Below are 17,954 nucleotides of genomic sequence, written 5' to 3'. Positions count from 1 at the left end.
GAGATCTACGAAGGTATCCTGGTGCTGGATCGCACCTGCCGGGGAGCGACAGCGGCGCTGCCACTCCCCGGGGCGATCAGAGGCCGCTGTCGAAGGCGTCGCGGGCCGCGCGGCCGGCGTCAGAATTCTTGAAGCAGACGTGCAGGCCATGTTCCTTCAGAAGAACTTCGTTGAAGCTCAGCTTGCCGGCGACGGCGGCAACCTGCGGGTCGGTCTTGGCAAGATGCTCGAAGACCAGCTTGTCGACCACGGCTGCGGCCGTGCGGCCACCGGCGGCCTTGAGGATGTTCTGGCTGTCGCTTTCGGCTTCATCCACCTTGATCTCGCCCTTGGCGACCATGGCGTCGAACTGTTCTTCGTTGTTGTAGCCGCGGACCACGCCGATCTTGTGAGCCTTCAGATCGTCGAGGGTTTTCCAGGTGATCGGCTTGTCCGCCAACTGGACGAAGCCAACCGGGCTGATGCCGAAGGACTTGGAGAACAGGCAGCGCGAGCCGCCCTTTTCCGCATCGGAATCCGCTGCATAGTATTCGGGATACACGCCAATCCAGGCCGGATCTTCCGCTGCCATCTTGACGGCGCGGTTCCACGGGAAAACGGCAACCTCTGCGGTATGTCCGGCCTTGGCAAACGCTGCCTTGACAGCATCGGTGCTGGCACCGCTGGCATCGGACATCACATAGGGCGGCCATTCCAGCGTGGTCAGTTTAAACGCATCGGCCAGAACAGGCGAAGCGACGGTCATGAGAAGCGCGGCAGCCAGGCCAGTCTTGAAGAAAGTCGTCGGCATATATTCGTCCCCTAGGTCAGATCGGTGTCTCGATCGGCCGCGGTGCTGCAATGACTTTTCGGACTAAACTGGATGCAACCGTTCCGCGGTGCAGCAAGACTACGGCTTTCCTGTTAAGGAGCTGCAAATAAGCAGGATCAAATCTCCTTGAGATTTGGGAAGACCGGGTCGCGCGTGCCGCTTTGTTGTCTGGCTAAGTGATACGTTGCTGAAGACATGTTGTTTATTTGATGTCGATCTGTCGTTCATGCAGGCCCCGCTGCAGTTGCTTTCGGCCCTGGAAAGCCACAAAGGCACCCGGCCCCGATCAAGCCGGTTGATTTGGCCGGTTGATTTGGCCGGCTGATCGGGGGGCTTGAGGTCACTCCGCGCCAGCCGGCACAGAATGCATCTTCTCAGGGTCTGGCGAGCTGATAGGGCGGCACGCTGGCCAGATAGCTGCGGTAGGCGTCGGCGTCGGGGGGCAGGAATGTCTCTGCCAGTGGGTTGCCGCGCTTGCGGCGCGTGGCACCCATATCGGCGATGAGGTCGTCGAGATAACGGAAGTGGTAAGGGGCGGAGCAGAGCCCGCCATAAACCTTGGCGGCTGGACGCACGGTGCGGCGCCAAGCCAGGTGACGGTCGATCCAGCCTTGCATCGCTGCCTTGTCCGGCTGATTTGCGAGCTGGCCGTCGGCGTAGCGGACCAGCCAGCGGGCAGAGACATCGCTGGTCAGGACGGTGGCAAAGGACGAGTTGAAGCCGACAAAGCCAAGATCCGGGACATCCGGGTTCACCGCCAGCCGGTAAAGCCGGTACTGGCCATCCGGCTCCATGAGCGTTTGCCGCACGTCCTCCGGCAGGAAGGGCACGCCCATCTTCCAGCCAACTGCAAGGATGGCGACATCCGCGTCCAGTCTGTCACCGGTCGACAGGAGGACCTTGCCTGGCTCATAGCCTGAAATCGTGCCCTGGATCGCCTTGATCCGGCCGTCCTTCAGCATCGGATAGAAGCCTTCAGTGGCGAGGGACAGACCGCAGGAGATGCCGCTCTCGATCGGCTGGCTTGGCCGCATGCCAAGTTTTTTCAGCCCGAACTGCATCGTCAGCAGGCTTTCCAGCGCCCGCCAGTTGGCCCAGACGAGGGGTTTGGTGAGCGCATGTCGCAGCTTCTCGCCCCAGGACATGTCCCAGCCGGGGAACATCGCCTCCGAGGCGCGGCAATACAGAATGCGCTTGAAATTGATCAGGCCGCCGAAGTGATAGGGCACCCGCCAGACCGGCTCGAGATAGACGATGGTCACGGATGCAGCGCCCTGCTGGACCGCGTTGACGGCGACATCGGTGGCGGATTTGGAAAAACCCAGGACCACCACTTTGCGGCCCTTCACCTGTGCTGGGTCCGTGTATTCACTCGAATGCAGGATCTGGCCGCCAGCCTCGCGGAAGGCATCCATGCCGGGATGGGCCAACGCGTTGCGGTCGCTGAAGACGCCGCTGGCGACGACGACAAAGTCATAGCCTGTTCGGCTGGCAGTTTCCTGCTGCCGGCTTTCGACCCACCAGCCGCCGCCCTCGCGCCGGGAGAGCCCGGTGACGGCGGTGTTGAAGTGGATCAGCGGCACCAGGCCTTTTTGTCGGGCATAGTCGTTGAGATAGCCGTGCACCTGAGCCCCCGAGGGCCATTCCGGGTAGGAGGCCGGCATGGCGGCATCCGTATAGCGGTAGAGGTCCTTCGGGCTCTGGGTGCGGATGCCGGGATAGGACCGGTGCGGTGCCCAGACGCCGCCCAGCTCATGGCTGCGCTCCAGCACGGTGACTGTGTGGCCCTGGTCCTTGAAGGCATGGGCGGCGGCAAGCCCGCTCACCCCCGCGCCGATGACGCAGACTGTCTTGTGATGTGTCATGATCGTTCTCTCCATTGCCGCGCAAGGAGGACGGACGGCGCGAGCAGGGGAGGCTGCCGGTCAGACAGGGAGGCGGATGGGGCGCCCAGAGGGTTGACCGGCCGGATATCTGCCCGCGCCGAACCTGTCCGGCAGGCGGGTTTGCCCGCGCTGCCGATTCTCGTCTTGCGCGCTGCGGTGTCGCTGCTTCAGATCTTCAGCGTCAGCGGGTCGAAGGTCATCTCCTCCGGGCGCAGGAAATTCACCTCGCGCAGCGCTGACTGACGCACGACTTCCATCGGATCACCAAGATTGTGCAGATTGTCGAAGAGTTCGCGCAGGCGGCGGGCCGGCGAGACCCAGAACAGGGCACGGTTCGGCGTGTCGGTCAGGTTGTAGTAGCCATGCGGAATGCCCATCGGCATGCGGACCAGGTCACCCTTGTGCGCCACGTGATGTTCGCCGGCCAGGTAAAGGTCAAAGCGGCCCTCCAGCACATAAATGAACTCGTCCTGGGTCGGATGGATATGCGGGGGAACGAAAGTGCCGGGAGGATCGAGGGTCTCGAAAGAGAAGCAGGTCTCGCCTTCTGTCTTCATCCAGTAAGTGTGGCCAAGAATGCTCCATTCGACGTCGTGCTGGCCGATGCCGGCCGGGGTGATGCCCGGGTCAGTGTTGACCTGCACCATGTTGGCAATGGCGGTTTTCATGCTGGTTCTCCTTCAGGCCCGTTCGGGCATGCTGTTCCCATCGGACGGGCGGCGCTTGGCGGCCTTTGCCTCGGGGGCAGTGACCATGCGCCTGTCTTCGTCCTGACCCTACGAGACCTCTTCTCCGATCCCCGGTCTATCCGCTGCGCGAAAGCCTGCATGCGCTGAGCGAAAATCGGCAGCTTGCGGCTTTGCTTCGCCGGCTTGCCGATGGTAGCGTTGCGGATAACTGGTCCGACAATGAGCAAAAAAGCCGAGGGGACGGGCCGGGGGAACCAGCTGGTGCAAGCCATGCAGATGCAAACCATGCAGACGCAGGTTCTGCCGATGCCATTGTCGGGCCATGCCCGGGTGGCGACGCGGGACGTGGACCAGGCCGCGGAGGAGGTCGGGCGGATCTTCTGTTCGCACCGCCTGTCACCGCATGACCATGGCCGGGATTTCTTTGCCTGCCACAACAGCCGGCTGTTTGACGGCGGCTCGATCAACTATGTCGCCTATGGCGGCGAAGTGGAGATCGATCCGGGCTGCCTGGAGCGGTTTTTCCTGGTTCAGGTGCCGCTCAGCGGGGGAACCCAGATCCGCATCGGCAGCCAGAGGATCGTCACCGCGCCGGGACGGGCTGCATCCGTCCTGTCGCCGACCCGGCCCAGCCTGATGCGCTGGCAGGCCAACTGCGGCCAGATGATCCTCAAACTCGAACGCAAGGCGGTGGAAGATCTTCTGTCGGCGCTCATGGGGCGCGAGGCCGGGGAAATCGTGTTTGACCCCCAGCTGCGGCTCGACAGCGAGCCTGGTCGGACCCTCGGGGCGCAGATCCTTGCCCTGGCGCGGCTTGCGGACAGTGCGGCGGCGGGCATCCTGGACCAGGGCATGGCGGTCAACAGTCTTGCCTGGTCGGTGGCGCAGGCGCTGCTGTGGACCCATGCGGGCAGTGCGCGCGATCTGCTTCTTGCAGGTCCCCAGGACTTCAATGGTGCGCAGCGCAAAGTCAACCGGGCACTGGACTATATCGATGCGCATCTTGGGACGGCGATCGACTACGCCGATCTGGCCAGGGCGTGCGGCTACAGCCTCAGGGCACTGCAGCTTGCCTTCCAGGCCGACCGGGGCCAGACGATCTCGCAGGCGGTGCAGGAACGCCGGCTGAGCCTGTTGCGCCAGCATCTGATTGCGGCCCGGGGCCAGGCCAATGTGACAGCCCTGATGCAGGCTTGCGGGCTGCTGCATGCCGGACGGGCGGCAGGGGCCTATCGGGAGCTGTTCGGGGAAACGCCGGCGGAAACCTTGCGCAAGGGGCGGACCTGAGGCGGCGGCCGGCCTAGCCGTGCAGGGCCCGCACGAGGCGCGGTGGCAGCCGCAGGGCCGTTACGGCAAAGCGAGCGAGTTTCTGCCGGGTCGAACGGGACGGAGCTTGTGGGACAACCGCTGCACTGCGCAGCAGCACGAGGCGTCCGCGTCCGATGCGGCGGGCAATGTCGAGATCGGACAGGGCGGCAAGGTCGTGGTGGCCGCCGAGGCTCACATAGAACCGGCGCGAGATCAGCAGTCCCTGCTCACTGGCCGGCATCCCGAAAACTTGAGTCGTCAGGTTGCCAAGGGCCTCGCCGGCTCTGGCGCCAAAGCCGAAGGCGTCCTGTTTCAGGCGAAAGACGGCGGCGCAGCGCTCCGCCTGGCCGCTGCGCTCGGTGCGCTCGATGAAATTGGCCGCCTCTGCATGCCAGCCCGGTTCCAGCATCGAGCCGGCCGGGAGGAACAGCAGCCAGGGTGATTTCCGTGCCATCCGCGACCCGGCGGCAAAACGGGCGCCGTCGCTGCCCGGGACTTCCTCAAGGTCACAGCCGGCAGCGTCAGCGACGATTCGCGTGGCATCGCGCGAGCCGCCATCCACCACCAGAACTTCGCGGACAATGCCTTCCGCTGCCGCCGGAACGAGGGCCGTCAGGCAGTGGGCGAGGGCTTCCTCGCTGTCGAGGGTAGAGATGACAACGCTGATCATGAGCCCCGTTCTAGCGTCTTTCCCGGGGCAAGGCGAGGGAGGCCCTTGCGGAGGCCGTGTTCTCGGGTCATGTTCCTGAAATGTTCTCTTTTTGAGTCGAGTGGACGGACACATGGCTGCCATCACGCTGATAGATCAGGTGCACAGTGAGACGGCGTTGGCGGGAGCCCGTATTGCCGAGGACCTGCGGCGCGGCCGTGGGGCTGGTCTCAACCGCTCCGGTCGCTTCGAGAAGGACCAGCGTGAGGTGTTTGACGACGGGTGGGAAACGCTCGACGACCTGCCGCCGGTGCAGACAACAGTGCAGGAAGAAAAGGCGCGGACCATCATCACGCGCAATTCCTCGCCGGACATTTCCTTCGACCGCTCGATCAATCCCTACCGCGGCTGCGAGCATGGCTGCGTCTACTGCTTTGCGCGGCCGACGCATGCCTATGTCGGGCTGTCGCCGGGTCTTGATTTCGAGACTAAGCTGTTTGCGAAACCGAATGCGGCCGAGCTGCTGGAGCGGGAACTGGGTCGGCCGGGCTACCAGCCGCGCACGATTGCCATCGGAACCAACACGGACCCCTACCAGCCGATCGAGCGGCGTTACCGGTTGATGCGCGAGATCCTCGAGGTGCTAGAGAAGACCAATCACCCGGTCGGCATTGTCACCAAGTCGGCCCTGGTGCTGCGCGATGTCGATATCCTGGCCCGGATGGCCGAGAAGGGGCTGGCCAAGGTGGCGCTGTCGATCACCTCGCTCGACAAGGAGATTGCCCGGACACTGGAACCGCGCGCCAGCGCGCCGCACCGCCGCCTTGCCGCTATCAAGGGCCTGTCCGAGGCCGGAATTCCCGTCTCGGTGATGATGGCGCCGATCATTCCGGCGCTGACCGACAGCGAGATCGAGGCGATCCTCGGAACGGCGGCCGAGCATGGGGCGAGCGAGGCCGGCTATGTGCTGTTGCGGTTGCCGCTGGAGGTGTCGGAACTGTTCCGCGACTGGCTGCTGCGCAACCGGCCGGACCGCTACCGTCATGTCATGAACATCCTGCGGTCCATGCGCGGCGGCAAGGACTATGACGCCGAATGGGGCCAGCGGATGAAGGGGCAGGGGCCTTATGCGCAGCAGATCGGCCAGCGCTTTTCGCTTGCGGCCCGCCGCTTCGGCCTCAACCAGCGCCGGCGCAAGCTGACGACCGAACTGTTCAGTGCGCCCCAGACCGGCGGGGTGCAGCTCTCGCTGTTCTGAAGCTGCGGGAGGCTCCCTGTTGCGACGATGCGGCGCTTGACCGGTACTCGCCAGGCCGTTACCGCAGCCGGGACCGGAATGAACGGCGAGGCGAAGGTGTGACGGACGAAGCGGACAAGCGGCTGCGCGGGGCAGCGGATTGCACGGAAAAGGCGCATATCCGGCACGAGATCGACCGGCTCGACCGGGCGCTGCTGGTCCTGTTTGTCGAACGGCAGACCTATGTGCGGCGCATGGCCGAGATCAAGCAGCATCCCGATGAAGCCTATGACCAGCACCGAATCGACACGATGTTGGCCGATCTGCGGGCGCTGGCCGAGTCCCTCGGGCTTGAGGCGGAGCAGGTCGAGGCGGTCTGGCAGGTGTTGATCGACTGGAATGTCGCCTATGAACAGCGCACGATTGCCGCAAGGACCGGGTTGTCATTGACCGCTGTTTCCTTGAAATAAATACGTTGCCGGCTTCTGACGCCACCTGATCGCCCGGACAGCGCCTTCCGGCGGCGCTTGACATTGCAGCGCACAAGGGGGATACACGGGGCTGGATGTGGTCTGGTCGCCGCGTGAGCGACCCGATCCGATCTCCATGCGCCCGCCCCGGTTCAGCCAGGGCATCGCGGCTTTATCGCCGCGTCAGGGCTGAAACTGGCCTGGTCGCCCTTGCCCCTCACCATGAGGGACCGGCGATCCCCGCGCCGGCGACGGAGACGGAACGCAACGAAGACCATCGCTCGCCGACGGACGTCCTGTCCCGGCGCTTCTTCAAAAGTTCCCATGTCACGCGGGGTTCTGACGGTTCCGAGGACCGGCGGACAATGAGGTTCGCCCCTAGACCTTGAACCGCTACCGCATTCGGGCTGGTGCGAGATTGTCTCGCCGCCGGCTCCCGTCGTGCGCGGCCCTGTTGCTGCGGCGCATGTGAAGGACATTTCTTGACTGAATTTGCTACCCTCGGGCTTTCGTCCGCTCTTCTGAAGTCCGTTGCCGCTGCCGGCTACACCACCCCGACCCCGATCCAGCAGGCGGCCATCCCGCACGTGCTGGCCGGCAATGACCTGATGGGTCTCGCCCAGACCGGCACCGGAAAGACCGCAGCCTTTGGCCTGCCGCTGATCGAGCGGCTGCTGGCGCGTCCCATTCCGGCCGCTCCGCGCGGCACTCGCGCGCTGATCCTGGCGCCGACCCGCGAACTGGTGAACCAGATCGCGCAGAACCTCATCACCTTCGTCAAGGGCTCCTCGCTGCAGGTCACCACCATCATGGGTGGCGTCTCGATGGGTCCGCAGATCAAGCGCATGGCGCGTGGCTGTGACATTCTCGTTGCGACCCCTGGCCGCTTGATCGATCTGATCGAACGCAACGCGCTGCGCCTGGACGGGGTTGAGTATCTTGTGCTCGACGAAGCCGACCAGATGCTTGACCTCGGCTTCATCCACGCGCTGCGCCGCATCGCGACATTGATCCCGAAAAAGCGCCAGACCCTGCTGTTCTCGGCGACCATGCCGAAGCAGATCGAGGAACTTTCGCGCTCTTACCTCAACGATCCGATCCGCGTTGAAGTTGCCCCTGCCGGCCGTACGGCCGACAAGGTCACCCAGTGCGTTCACTTCGTCTCGCAGGGCGATAAGATCGACAGGCTGATCGCCTGCCTCAGCGAGCGTCCGCAGGATCTGTCGCTGGTGTTTTCGCGCACCAAGCATGGCGCCGACAAGGTCGTGCGCCGGATCGAAGCTGCCGGTCTCAAGGCCAATGCCATCCATGGCAACAAGAGCCAGAACCAGCGCGACCGCGCCATCAAGGAACTGAAGTCCGGCCAGACCCGCATCCTGGTCGCGACCGATGTCGCCGCGCGTGGCATCGACATTCCGGGCGTCAGCCATGTTTACAATCTCGACCTGCCGGATGTGCCGGAAAGCTACGTGCACCGCATCGGCCGCACGGCACGTGCAGGCGCCGATGGTGATGCCATTGCCTTCTGTGCCCCGGATGAAATCTCGCTGCTGCGCGATATCGAGAAACTGACCGGCCAGAAGATCCCGGTCGCCAGCGGTGAAACACCGCCGGAAGGCCGCTATGCCGCACCGCGCCCGGCGCGTGGTCGCCAGAGCGCCGGCCCGCGTCAGGGCCAGAGCCAGGGCCGCAATGGCCAGGGCAAGCCCGGTGGCCGCAGCGGTGAAGGCCGCTTTGACGGCGGTCGCAGCGAAGGTGGCCAGGGTCGCCCGCAGCCGCATGCCCGTGGCGGTCAGTCCGCCCATGGCGACAAGCGTCCGGCCCGCGCCGGCCAGCCCGGCCGCAAGCCGCAGTCGGGTGGTCCGGCACAGATGGCCGCCGAAGTCCAGTCGCGCTCGCATCGCGATGGATCCGGTCGCCGCAACGGCTGATTGATCTTTCTTTCCGCCGGGGACGCGCAAGCATCCCCGGCGTTTTGCTGTCCTGATGGCCCTGGTGGCCTGACCGATCGGCCTGTCGCCTGCATTTTATGCGCTCAGGGTCGAAACCTGCGAATGCTTTGGGCTTGGCGTCAGAGGCCGAAGCGGAAACAATCCTGAGACGCGCGCTTTGCCGCTGCTTCCGTCAGATGAGGGATTGAAAAATGTTTCCGCGCCTTGCGATGTCCGCCTTTGCCCTGCTTGCCCTAAGCCTTCCAGCCCACGCCCATCTTGATCCGCTGGCACATGGCTCGTTTGCCGCCGGCTTTACCCATCCGGTCTTCGGGCTCGATCATGTGCTGGTGATGGTCGCGGTTGGCCTCTGGGCTTTCAGCAGTGGCGGCCGCGCAATCTGGATCATTCCTGCTGCTTTTGTAGGCACCATGGTGCTGGGCTTTGCCGCCGCCGTCATTGGCATCCCGCTGCCCTTTGTCGAGCCGGTGATTGCCGCGTCAGTCGTCGCGCTGGGTTTGATCGTGGCCATGGCCGTGCGTCTGCCGGTTGTGCCGAGTGCTGCCCTTGTTGCCGTCTTCGCCTTCTTCCATGGTCATGCCCATGGCGGTGAGATCGGATCGGCCGGCGAACTGGGCTACGCGCTGGGCTTCGTGCTCGCCACCGCGCTGCTGCACGCCAGCGGCCTCGCGCTTGGCTGGGCCATAGGCGCCGTGCTGGGAACCGAAAGCCGCACCGGCGCCCTCGTATCCCGAACCCTCGGCGCGGTTGTCGCTGTGGCCGGCATCGGCATCCTCGCCGGATAAGAGTGCATTCCTGCGGGCGGCTGGTGGTTGCCAGCTGCCAGTGGGAACGGCCTGCTCTTGTCAGCACAGGGACATGTCGCCGTGCTTGGCGGTGTCAGCCGATCTCGATGTCGAGGCCGAGGTCGAGCACCGGGGCGGAATGGGTGATCCAACCTGAGGAGATCAGGTCGACGCCCGTTTCTGCGACCGCGCGGACGGTATCCAGTTCGATGCCGCCGGAAGCTTCCAGCCTGATCTGATCACCGACAGCTGCCCGGACGATGGCAACGGCCTCCGCGAGGCGGTCCGGGCTCATGTTGTCGAGCATGATCACATCAGGCGCGGCGGGAATGGCCTCGCGCAGCTGGTCGAGCGTGTCGACCTCCACTTCGATCTTCACCAGATGCCCGGCGAAAGCCTTGGCTGCCATGATGGCGGCCGTGACCCCGCCTGCAACGGCGATGTGGTTGTCCTTGATCAGGATTGCATCATCGAGGCCGAACCGGTGGTTCATGCCGCCGCCGCAGCGCACGGCATATTTCTCAAAGGCGCGCAAGCCCGGTGTCGTCTTGCGGGTGCAGACGATCCGCGCCTTTGTGTGGGCAATGGCCTCGGCAAAGCGCGCCGTGGCGCTGGCGATGCCGGAGAGGTGGCCAAGAAAGTTGAGTGCAACACGTTCGGCGGACAGCAGCGCCCGCGCCGGTCCCTCGATCCGCGCGACAATATCTTTCGGAGAGAGGCGCGCGCCGTCAGTCTTCAGCACTTCCACATTCAGATCGGGCGAGGTGAGACGGAAGGCGGTTTCGGCAAGCCGGATCCCGGCCAGTGCGCCGGGCTTGCGCGCGGCGATCACGGCGCGGGCGGTGACGCCGGCACCGATGGTTGCCTGGCTCGTGATGTCGCCGGCGCGGCCCCAGTCTTCCAGCAGGGCCGCGTGAACCGCGTCATCGATCATCAGCTGTGGCAGCTCGGGCAGGGGCGCGGTCATTCGGTTTCTCCGGCTGTGGCCGCGCTGGTGACGCCCTGCAATGCATTCGGATGCGTTGCCGTGGCCTTCTCGGCGGCGGCATTGACCTGATCGAGGGTGAGATAGCTGCGCTGGGCCTGGGCCGGATCGGCCTCCTTCGCATCGGTGCGATAATGCGCGCCGCGGCTTTCCTTGCGGGCGAGGGCGGCGGCGGCGACGATCTTGCCGGCGATCATCATGTTGCGGATCGACGTGCGCTGGACCCGCGCCTCGGCAGCGGCGATGCGGGCGAGGGCCTTGGTGAGGCCGGCGGCATCGCGTTCGACACCAACCAGATCGCTCATGGTCTGGCGCAGGATGGAGATCGCGGCGCGTTCCTCCTGGTTGCGCTGGCTGGGCAGGCCCGGTTCGTCATCCAGTGCTTCCCAATAGGCGGTGCGCGGGGTCGGCATCAGGCCCTGGATGTCCTCGGCGATGCGTGCGGCGAAGACGACGGCTTCCAGCAAGGAATTCGAGGCCAGCCGGTTCGCGCCATGGGCGCCGGTGCAGGCGACTTCACCGGCAGCCCACAGTCCGTCCAGCGACGTGCGGCCGTTGGCGTCGGTCAGTACACCGCCCATGTGGTAGTGCTCGGCCGGGGCGATCGGGATCGGAGCGGTGGCCGGATCGATCCCGGCAGCGATGCAGGCCGCATGGACGGTCGGGAAATGCTCGGCAAACTTGGTGCCGATGGCCGTGCGGCAATCCAGATAGGCCCCGCGTCCGGCGGCACGCTCGCGGAAAATGGCCCGGGCGACGATGTCACGCGGGGCGAGTTCCATCAGCGGATGCACCGCTTCCATGAAGCGGACGCCGGCGGAGTTGATCAAGGTCGCGCCTTCGCCGCGCAGGGCTTCGGTGGCGAGCGGTGCCGGATCACGGCCCACATCCAGTGCGGTCGGATGGAACTGCACGAATTCCGCGTCGGCAATCACCGCACCGGCGCGGGCGGCCATGCCGATGCCGTGGCCGTTGGCCTCACCCGGGTTGGTGGTGACCGCATAGAGATGGCCGATGCCGCCGGAGGCAAGCACCACGGCAGCCGCCTGGAAGGCGAGGCGCTCCAGACCGCCGCGCCGGCGCGCCATGACGCCGGTGACGAACTTGCCCTCGGTGATCAGGCTCTCACCCAGAAACCCCTCGATAACGCGAATGGACGGGGTCTGGCGGACGGCCGCGACCAGCGCGTCCATGATGGCCTTGCCGGCCATGTCGCCGCGCACGCGCACGACGCGGCTGGCGGAATGGGCCGCCTCGCGGGAGACGGCGAGGTGACCCTCCAGATCCTTGTCAAAGGGCACGCCATAGCTGAGGAGATCGCGCACCCGGCGCGGGGCTTCCGCCGTCATCATGGCGACGATCTTGTCCTGACAGATGCCGCCGCCCACGGCGATGGTGTCAGCCATATGAGCGTCTGTGGTGTCGCCGTCGGAGACGGCAGCGGCGATGCCGCCCTGAGCCCAGGCGGAGGACGCGCCTTCACCGATCGGGGCGTTGGAGATGATGGTGACGGGCCGCGGCGCCAGCTTCAGCGCGCAGAACAGGCCGGCGAGGCCGCCGCCGAGAATCACAACATCATCTACGCCACGGGCCGACTGGGCCGGGACAAACTGGTCGCTGCGTATTGCCATGGGAGGGCTTTCATTTCTGGACTGCGGAGGCAAAGCCTAGCCGCTCAGGCTGGGCGGGGCAATGCGCGCGCCAGGTCAGCCGGGAGTGGAAAGCAGACCGGGCGAGGCTTGCGGCCTCGCCCGTCGGGACTATCACATCTTCAGATTGATCATGCGCTCGACGGCCAGACGGGCGCGGGCGGCGACTGCCGGATCGACCGTCACCTCTTCCTTCATCTCGACGAGGGCGTCGAGGATCTTGGCCAGGGTGATGCGCTTCATGTGCGGGCACAGGTTGCATGGGCGGATGAAATCCACCTCCGGCGTTTCGCTTGCCACGTTGTCCGCCATGGAGCACTCGGTGATCATCATCACCTTGGCCGGCTTGTTGGCCTTGACCCAGTCGATCATGTGCTTTGTCGAACCGGCGAAGTCGGCTTCGTCCACCACTTCCGGCGGGCATTCCGGATGGGCGATGATCTTCACGCCCGGGTCGATCTTGCGGTAGTCGCGCAGCTCCTGCGCCGTGAAGCGCTCATGCACCTCGCAGGCACCGTCCCAGGTCAGGACCTCGACATCGGTCTGGCGGCCGACATTGGCGGCAAGATACTTGTCCGGGATCAGGAACACCTTCGGTACGCCGAGGCTTTCCACGACCTGAACCGCGTTGGATGAGGTGCAGCAGATGTCGCATTCGGCCTTCACGGCGGCCGATGTGTTGACATAGGTGATGATCGGAATGCCCGGGTTGCGCTCGCGCAGGGCGCGCACATCCGCTGCCGTCACAGATTCGGCCAGCGAGCAGCCGGCGCGCATGTCTGGGATCAGCACGGTCTTGGCCGGATTCAGGATCTTCGACGTCTCGGCCATGAAATGCACACCGCACTGCACGATCACGTCGGCGTCCGTGCGCGTGGCCTCGATGGCGAGCTGCAGGCTGTCACCCACAACGTCGGCAACACCGTGGAAGATGTCGGGCGTCATGTAGTTGTGGGCAAGAATAACCGCGTTGCGCTGCTTCTTGAGCACATTGATCGCGTGGATCGTCGGGGCCAGCGCCGGCCATTCGATGGCCGGGATGATGTGCTTGACCTTCTCATAGATCGGCGCCGTCGCGCGGGCGACCTCTTCGGTATAGGCAAGCTCGGGACGGGCGACCGAACCATGACGGTCGATGGCAAGGTCAGCGGCAGGCTTCACCTGGCAGGCGGAACGGGTCGAAATCAACGTGGTAGCCATCGGACCTAACTCCCTGCTGGACCGGCAAGCTTTTATACTCATTTTGAGCATAAAGGAGGCAAAAGAAAACGGGACTTGGCGGTCCCTTCATCTGCTTTTGCTCAACGTGAGTTTATATAGGGTATTTCTACGGGTAAATCCACTGTTTCCCGTGTCAGACTGTCATATTTTGAAAGAATACGTCTTTTCAATGGGTTGAAATGAATGACAAGGTTTTGGTGCTGCGCTGGCAAATAAATCCTTGGCGCAGGTGGCCTGCCCATCAACGTTGCTCATCGGAGCTTCACAAACTTTCATTTTGAAGGACTGTCCGCTGCAGCCATAGTTCGGCGTCCATGCGCCATGGCATCTCTGGAGAGGCTGACAGAATGACGACCGCGACCGCCACCCGGCCGAATATCCCGCTGATCATCGTTTGCGGTTGCGCCATCGCGCTGTTGTCCTTCGGGCCGCGCTCGGCGATGGGGCTGTTTTTCCAGCCGATGACCGAGGCGCGGGACTGGAGCCGCGAGATCTTCGCGCTGGCGATTGCGATCCAGAACCTTCTCTGGGGCGCAGGCCAGCCGATTGCCGGCATGATGGCCGACCGGTTCGGCACCTGGAAGACGCTGGTCACCGGCGCGGTGCTCTATGCGCTCGGGTTGGTGCTGATGGCGGAAGCCGAGGCCCCGGTGATGCTGCATGTCACCGGCGGGGTACTCATCGGGCTTGGCATTGCCTTTTCCAGCTTCTCGCTGATCCTGGCCGCCTTTGCCCGGTCTGTGTCCCCGGCGCAACGCTCGCTCGCGTTCGGCGTCGGCACCGCCTCCGGTTCGCTCGGCCAGTTCCTGTTTGCCCCGCTCGGCATCGGTCTCATCGAGACGGTGGGCTGGCACTCGACGCTGCTGGTCTTTGCCGGGTTGATGGCCCTGGTGCCGCTGCTGGCGATCCCGCTGCGGGGAAAAGCGGATGCAAGCGCTTACGCCGGCACCACGGCAGACCAGAAGCTGGGCGCCGCCATCGCGGAGGCCTTCAACACACGCGGCTACATCCTGCTGACGCTGGGCTTCTTCGTCTGCGGCTTCCATGTTGCCTTCATCACCGTGCATCTGCCGCCCTATCTGGCCGATCTCGGGCTGGATGCGCGCTGGGGCGCCTATGCCATCGGCCTGATCGGCCTGTGCAACATTGCCGGCTCGCTCGCCTCGGGCTACATCGGCGGGCGCTGGTCCAAGCCGCACTTCCTGTCGCTGATCTATCTCGGCCGGGCGATTGCCATCGCGGTGTTCCTGATGGTGCCAGCCTCGCCGCTGTCTGCGATGATCTTTGCCGCTGTGATGGGGTTCCTGTGGCTGTCCACGGTACCGCCGACCTCCGGTCTCGTCGCGGTGATGTTCGGGCCGCGCTATATGGCGACCCTGTTCGGCTTTGTCTTTTTCTCGCACCAGATCGGTTCGTTCCTCGGCGTCTGGCTCGGCGGCCGGCTCTATGACCAGACCGGCTCCTATGACGCGATCTGGTGGATGGGCATCGCCCTCGGCCTCTTCGCCGCCGTCATTCACTGGCCGATCAAGGAACAGCCGGTCGCACGGCTGCAGGCAGCCGAGTAGGGGGCGGGGCTCATCCGTGTGCCTTGCCCCACCCACTGCCGTCATCACCGGACTTGATCCGGTGATCCATGCCGTTTCGCTTCTCCAGATGCGGCTTTGCCTTGGGCACCGTCACGGCGTGGATGCCATGGTCGAGCCATGGCATGATGAAGGTTGGTGCTGCACTGCCTGATAGACAGCAATGTCGGAAATGACCGTCACGTGGATGACGCCGCCCCTGCCAACGGCAGCGGTTGAAGCGCCGTCCTGGGCGAAGGAGAACGCGAGGCCTTTCCCCACCCACTGCCGTCATCACCGGACTTGATCCGGTGATCCACGCCGTTTCGCCTCCACAGCTACGGCCTTGCCTGGGGCACCATCACGGCATGGATGCCATGGTCAAGCCATGGCATGACGAATGCGGGAAGGTCTCCACCCAGAAACCATCAACTTCCCTACGCCTGCGGAACTCAACGGGGATGCCAGAATATGAAAGATGCATGCGCAAACAAATAAGTTGACTCGAGCTTTAGTTTTAAATATGCATGCGCATGCAAATAATTTGCATAACCGCTCACTTCGGACCATCCCGCAAGGCGGTGGCGTTTACCTCCCTGCCGTCCAGGCCGACCAGGCCACGGGGAGGGCGGAACCATTGGCCGGGGTCACACCAAGGAGACATGACATGCATTGGCTTTATCTCGGCGCGGCGGTGATCTTCGAGATCGCGGTCGCCTTTTCGGCAGGACAGTCGCGCGGCTTCACCCGGCTCGGCTGGACGGCCGCCACGCTTGCCAGTGGCGCAGTGGCAACAGTGTTCCTGAGCCTGGCCCTGCTGACCTTCGATGTCGGTGTCGGCTACGCGCTGTGGACCTCGATCGCCGGTGTCGGCATCGCGCTGATCGGCACGGTGTTCCTCGGCCAGCGCCTGACACTGCAGAAGATCGCCGGCATCACGCTGATCATCGGCGGCGTTGTCGGCCTGCGACTGAGCGGCGTGGCGTGAGCGTCCCGGTCAGTCTGTTTCCTGTTCCCGTTTCTCCTCCTGAGGATTTTCCGTCATGACATTAGTTCAATTCCCCGCCAACCGGCGCACGGGCGCCTGGGCGCAACTGCTGCTCGCCGGCCTGTTCGAGATCGGCTACGCGCTGTCCGTGGGCGCCAGCAAGGCCTTCACCGTGCCGCTGTGGTCCGCCGCCGCCGCCGTTTTCTTCCTGCTGACGCTGTATTTCCTCAGCGCTGCGCTGCGCATCATTCCGGTGAGCGTCGGCTATGCGGTTTGGGCAGGGATCGGTGCCGTCGGAGCGGTCGTGTTTGGCGCGCTGCTGTTGCAGCAGGCCGTGAGCGGCGTTCAGCTGTTCTGGCTTGCGGTCATCATCGCTGGCGTCATCTGGCTGAAACTGGCGGACCGGCCGCAGCCGGACGCAACAGCGCAGCCCGGTTGACGCATCTGGCCGGCTCAGCAGCGGACTTGCCCGCAGCAGAGCCGGCCATTGCCGCGCGCGGGCCTACCCTAAGGCAGGAGGTTGCCCAACCAGTTGCATGAGCATACAAGCTCAGCATATCTGCCATCCGGGTTCCGAGGCCGTCTGATGTCGCATCTCAATCAAGCCTGGTTTCAACTGGTTCAGGACGTGGCTGCGGTCGAGGCCGAGCTGGCCAAGGCGCTGCAAGCGCGGCATGGCCTTGGCCTGTCGGAATTCCGCGCACTCCAGGCCCTGGCCGTGGCAAAGAACAGCGAGCTGCGCATGCAGGACCTCGCAAGCCATCTCAAGCTCAACCAGAGCTCGGTCTCGCGCATGGTCGAAAGGCTCGAGCGTACCAAGCTGACTGTCCGCGACGTCTGCGCGGATGACAAGCGCGGAGTATACACCGTGCTGACCGATGCCGGCCGAACCCTTCTGGCCCAGTCCGAAGTCACCTATCAGACAATGCTTGAAGCCCAATTGGCAGAGCGCCCCGGCGCTTTCACCGGCCTGCTACAGCCGGTGCCCTGAGGCGCGGAACCAGCTGGGTGTCGCGTGGGTGAGTGGCAGTGTAGATCCCCGCACAAGGCGGGGATGACCATGTTGGGAGGCCGCAGTTCAGCGGATCAGACGGATGCCATGGGCTCTTTGCATGGGTGAGCGGTCGATATGGATCCCCGCACAAGGCGGGGATGACCGCTGAGTGGCGGGCTTCGGCTGCGGTGTCTGGTCATGAGGCCCTGCGGCTCCTCACTCTGAGGAGGTCATCCCCGCCTTGTGCGGGGATCCACAGGGCACCTGCATCGCTCCGTGGCCTACCTGTTCAGGTCCTCGTACAAGTCCCGCCAATCCGGGTTAAAGGCCTCTATTGTCTTGATCTTCCAGGCGCGAGGCCAGCGCTTCAGTCGCTTCTCACGGCGGATCGCCTCGTCAGGGGCGTCGTAGACTTCGTAGTAAACCAACTGATCGACGCCATACCGGCGGGTGAAATCGCTGCCGATTCTCTCCCTGTGTTCGTAGACCCGGCGGGCAAGGCTGTTGGTGACACCGACATAAAACGTTCCCTGCCGCCGGTTTGCCAGCAGGTAGACATAGAAGCCCATTCAAGGAGGATAGGCCGATGGTGATCCCCGCACAAGGCGGGGATGACCTCATTGGGGAGGCCGCAGTTCAGCGGATCAGGCGGATGCCATGGGCTCTTTGCGTGGGTGAGCGGCTGATATGGATCCCCGCACAAGGCACTGCTGTCCGGTTTAAGTTTCTGGACAAGGTGCATGACATTGATTCTACTTGTGTTCA

General features: G+C 64.4%; 18 protein-coding genes. 9 read left to right on the top strand and 9 right to left on the bottom strand.

What is annotated here, in order from left to right:
• Positions 1–76: 76 nt before the first annotated feature.
• The 3 genes from ACTIFE_RS09445 to ACTIFE_RS09435 form a co-directional block, all read right to left on the bottom strand.
• Positions 77–790: a substrate-binding periplasmic protein gene (locus ACTIFE_RS09445; RefSeq protein ID WP_439528903.1), complete on the bottom strand. Its 714-nt coding sequence runs from the start codon at positions 788–790 to the stop codon at positions 77–79.
• Positions 791–1,185: 395 nt separating this feature from the next.
• On the bottom strand, positions 1,186–2,676 hold the full coding sequence (locus ACTIFE_RS09440) for a flavin-containing monooxygenase (RefSeq protein WP_439528902.1): 1,491 nt from the start codon (positions 2,674–2,676) through the stop codon (positions 1,186–1,188).
• Positions 2,677–2,864: 188 nt separating this feature from the next.
• Positions 2,865–3,365, bottom strand: a complete 501-nt coding sequence (locus ACTIFE_RS09435) for a cupin domain-containing protein (RefSeq protein WP_439528901.1) — start codon at positions 3,363–3,365, stop codon at positions 2,865–2,867.
• A gap of 291 nt (positions 3,366–3,656) precedes the next feature.
• On the opposite strand from ACTIFE_RS09435, the gene ACTIFE_RS09430 reads away from it, so the two are divergent.
• Positions 3,657–4,673 (top strand): helix-turn-helix domain-containing protein, encoded by a 1,017-nt coding sequence (locus ACTIFE_RS09430; RefSeq protein ID WP_439528900.1) that lies wholly within the window; start codon positions 3,657–3,659, stop codon positions 4,671–4,673.
• Positions 4,674–4,686: 13 nt separating this feature from the next.
• Here ACTIFE_RS09430 and ACTIFE_RS09425 read toward each other — a convergent pair whose 3' ends face one another.
• Complete coding sequence (locus ACTIFE_RS09425) at positions 4,687–5,364, bottom strand: glycosyltransferase (RefSeq protein ID WP_439528899.1); 678 nt, start codon at positions 5,362–5,364, stop codon at positions 4,687–4,689.
• A gap of 112 nt (positions 5,365–5,476) precedes the next feature.
• Between ACTIFE_RS09425 and ACTIFE_RS09420 the strand changes: the two genes are divergently transcribed.
• The 4 genes from ACTIFE_RS09420 (at position 5,477) to ACTIFE_RS09405 (ending at position 9,787) form a co-directional block, all read left to right on the top strand.
• The gene (locus tag ACTIFE_RS09420; protein ID WP_439528898.1) at positions 5,477–6,601 is read left to right on the top strand and encodes a PA0069 family radical SAM protein; all 1,125 of its coding nucleotides are present in this window, start codon (positions 5,477–5,479) and stop codon (positions 6,599–6,601) included.
• Between the two features lie 98 nt (positions 6,602–6,699).
• Positions 6,700–7,050, top strand: coding sequence for a chorismate mutase (locus ACTIFE_RS09415; protein WP_439528897.1), 351 nt, complete (start codon positions 6,700–6,702; stop codon positions 7,048–7,050).
• Between the two features lie 482 nt (positions 7,051–7,532).
• Positions 7,533–8,981 (top strand): DEAD/DEAH box helicase, encoded by a 1,449-nt coding sequence (locus tag ACTIFE_RS09410; protein ID WP_439528896.1) that lies wholly within the window; start codon positions 7,533–7,535, stop codon positions 8,979–8,981.
• A 212-nt stretch (positions 8,982–9,193) separates the two neighbouring features.
• On the top strand, positions 9,194–9,787 hold the full coding sequence (locus ACTIFE_RS09405) for a HupE/UreJ family protein (protein ID WP_439528895.1): 594 nt from the start codon (positions 9,194–9,196) through the stop codon (positions 9,785–9,787).
• 94 nt (positions 9,788–9,881) lie between these two features.
• On the opposite strand, the gene nadC is transcribed toward ACTIFE_RS09405, so the two are convergent.
• The 3 genes from nadC to nadA all read right to left on the bottom strand — a co-directional run bounded on the left by nadC (position 9,882) and on the right by nadA (position 13,621).
• Entirely contained in the window at positions 9,882–10,754 is an 873-nt protein-coding gene (gene nadC, locus ACTIFE_RS09400) for a carboxylating nicotinate-nucleotide diphosphorylase (RefSeq protein ID WP_439528894.1), read from the bottom strand.
• Positions 10,751–12,403, bottom strand: coding sequence for an L-aspartate oxidase (locus tag ACTIFE_RS09395; protein WP_439528893.1), 1,653 nt, complete (start codon positions 12,401–12,403; stop codon positions 10,751–10,753). The genes nadC and ACTIFE_RS09395 overlap by 4 nt, the downstream gene beginning before the upstream one ends.
• A 132-nt stretch (positions 12,404–12,535) precedes the next feature.
• Entirely contained in the window at positions 12,536–13,621 is a 1,086-nt protein-coding gene (nadA, locus tag ACTIFE_RS09390) for a quinolinate synthase NadA (RefSeq protein WP_439528892.1), read from the bottom strand.
• A gap of 368 nt (positions 13,622–13,989) precedes the next feature.
• Here nadA and ACTIFE_RS09385 point away from each other — a divergent pair, with 368 nt between their 5' ends.
• Positions 13,990–15,210 carry an MFS transporter gene (locus tag ACTIFE_RS09385; protein ID WP_439528891.1) on the top strand — a complete coding sequence of 407 codons (1,221 nt, stop codon included), beginning with the start codon at positions 13,990–13,992 and terminating at the stop codon, positions 15,208–15,210.
• Between the two features lie 10 nt (positions 15,211–15,220).
• Here ACTIFE_RS09385 and ACTIFE_RS09380 read toward each other — a convergent pair whose 3' ends face one another.
• Positions 15,221–15,355, bottom strand: a complete 135-nt coding sequence (locus ACTIFE_RS09380; RefSeq protein ID WP_439528890.1) for a hypothetical protein — start codon at positions 15,353–15,355, stop codon at positions 15,221–15,223.
• Positions 15,356–15,874: 519 nt separating this feature from the next.
• Between ACTIFE_RS09380 and ACTIFE_RS09375 the strand changes: the two genes are divergently transcribed.
• The 3 genes from ACTIFE_RS09375 (at position 15,875) to ACTIFE_RS09365 (ending at position 17,186) form a co-directional block, all read left to right on the top strand.
• Positions 15,875–16,195 carry a DMT family transporter gene (locus ACTIFE_RS09375; protein WP_439528889.1) on the top strand — a complete coding sequence of 107 codons (321 nt, stop codon included), beginning with the start codon at positions 15,875–15,877 and terminating at the stop codon, positions 16,193–16,195.
• Positions 16,196–16,250: 55 nt separating this feature from the next.
• A complete protein-coding gene (locus ACTIFE_RS09370) occupies positions 16,251–16,634 on the top strand; it encodes a DMT family transporter (RefSeq protein ID WP_439528888.1) in 384 nt (127 codons plus the stop codon).
• Positions 16,635–16,781: 147 nt separating this feature from the next.
• Positions 16,782–17,186 (top strand): MarR family winged helix-turn-helix transcriptional regulator, encoded by a 405-nt coding sequence (locus tag ACTIFE_RS09365; RefSeq protein WP_439528887.1) that lies wholly within the window; start codon positions 16,782–16,784, stop codon positions 17,184–17,186.
• 284 nt (positions 17,187–17,470) lie between these two features.
• On the opposite strand, the gene ACTIFE_RS09360 is transcribed toward ACTIFE_RS09365, so the two are convergent.
• Positions 17,471–17,758 carry a GIY-YIG nuclease family protein gene (locus tag ACTIFE_RS09360; protein WP_439528886.1) on the bottom strand — a complete coding sequence of 96 codons (288 nt, stop codon included), beginning with the start codon at positions 17,756–17,758 and terminating at the stop codon, positions 17,471–17,473.
• Positions 17,759–17,954 lie beyond the last annotated feature (196 nt).

It is taken from the genome of Pannonibacter sp., assembly GCF_051860505.1.
Lineage (GTDB): Bacteria > Pseudomonadota > Alphaproteobacteria > Rhizobiales > Stappiaceae > Pannonibacter.
This window is presented reverse-complemented; position numbering and strand designations above follow the sequence as displayed.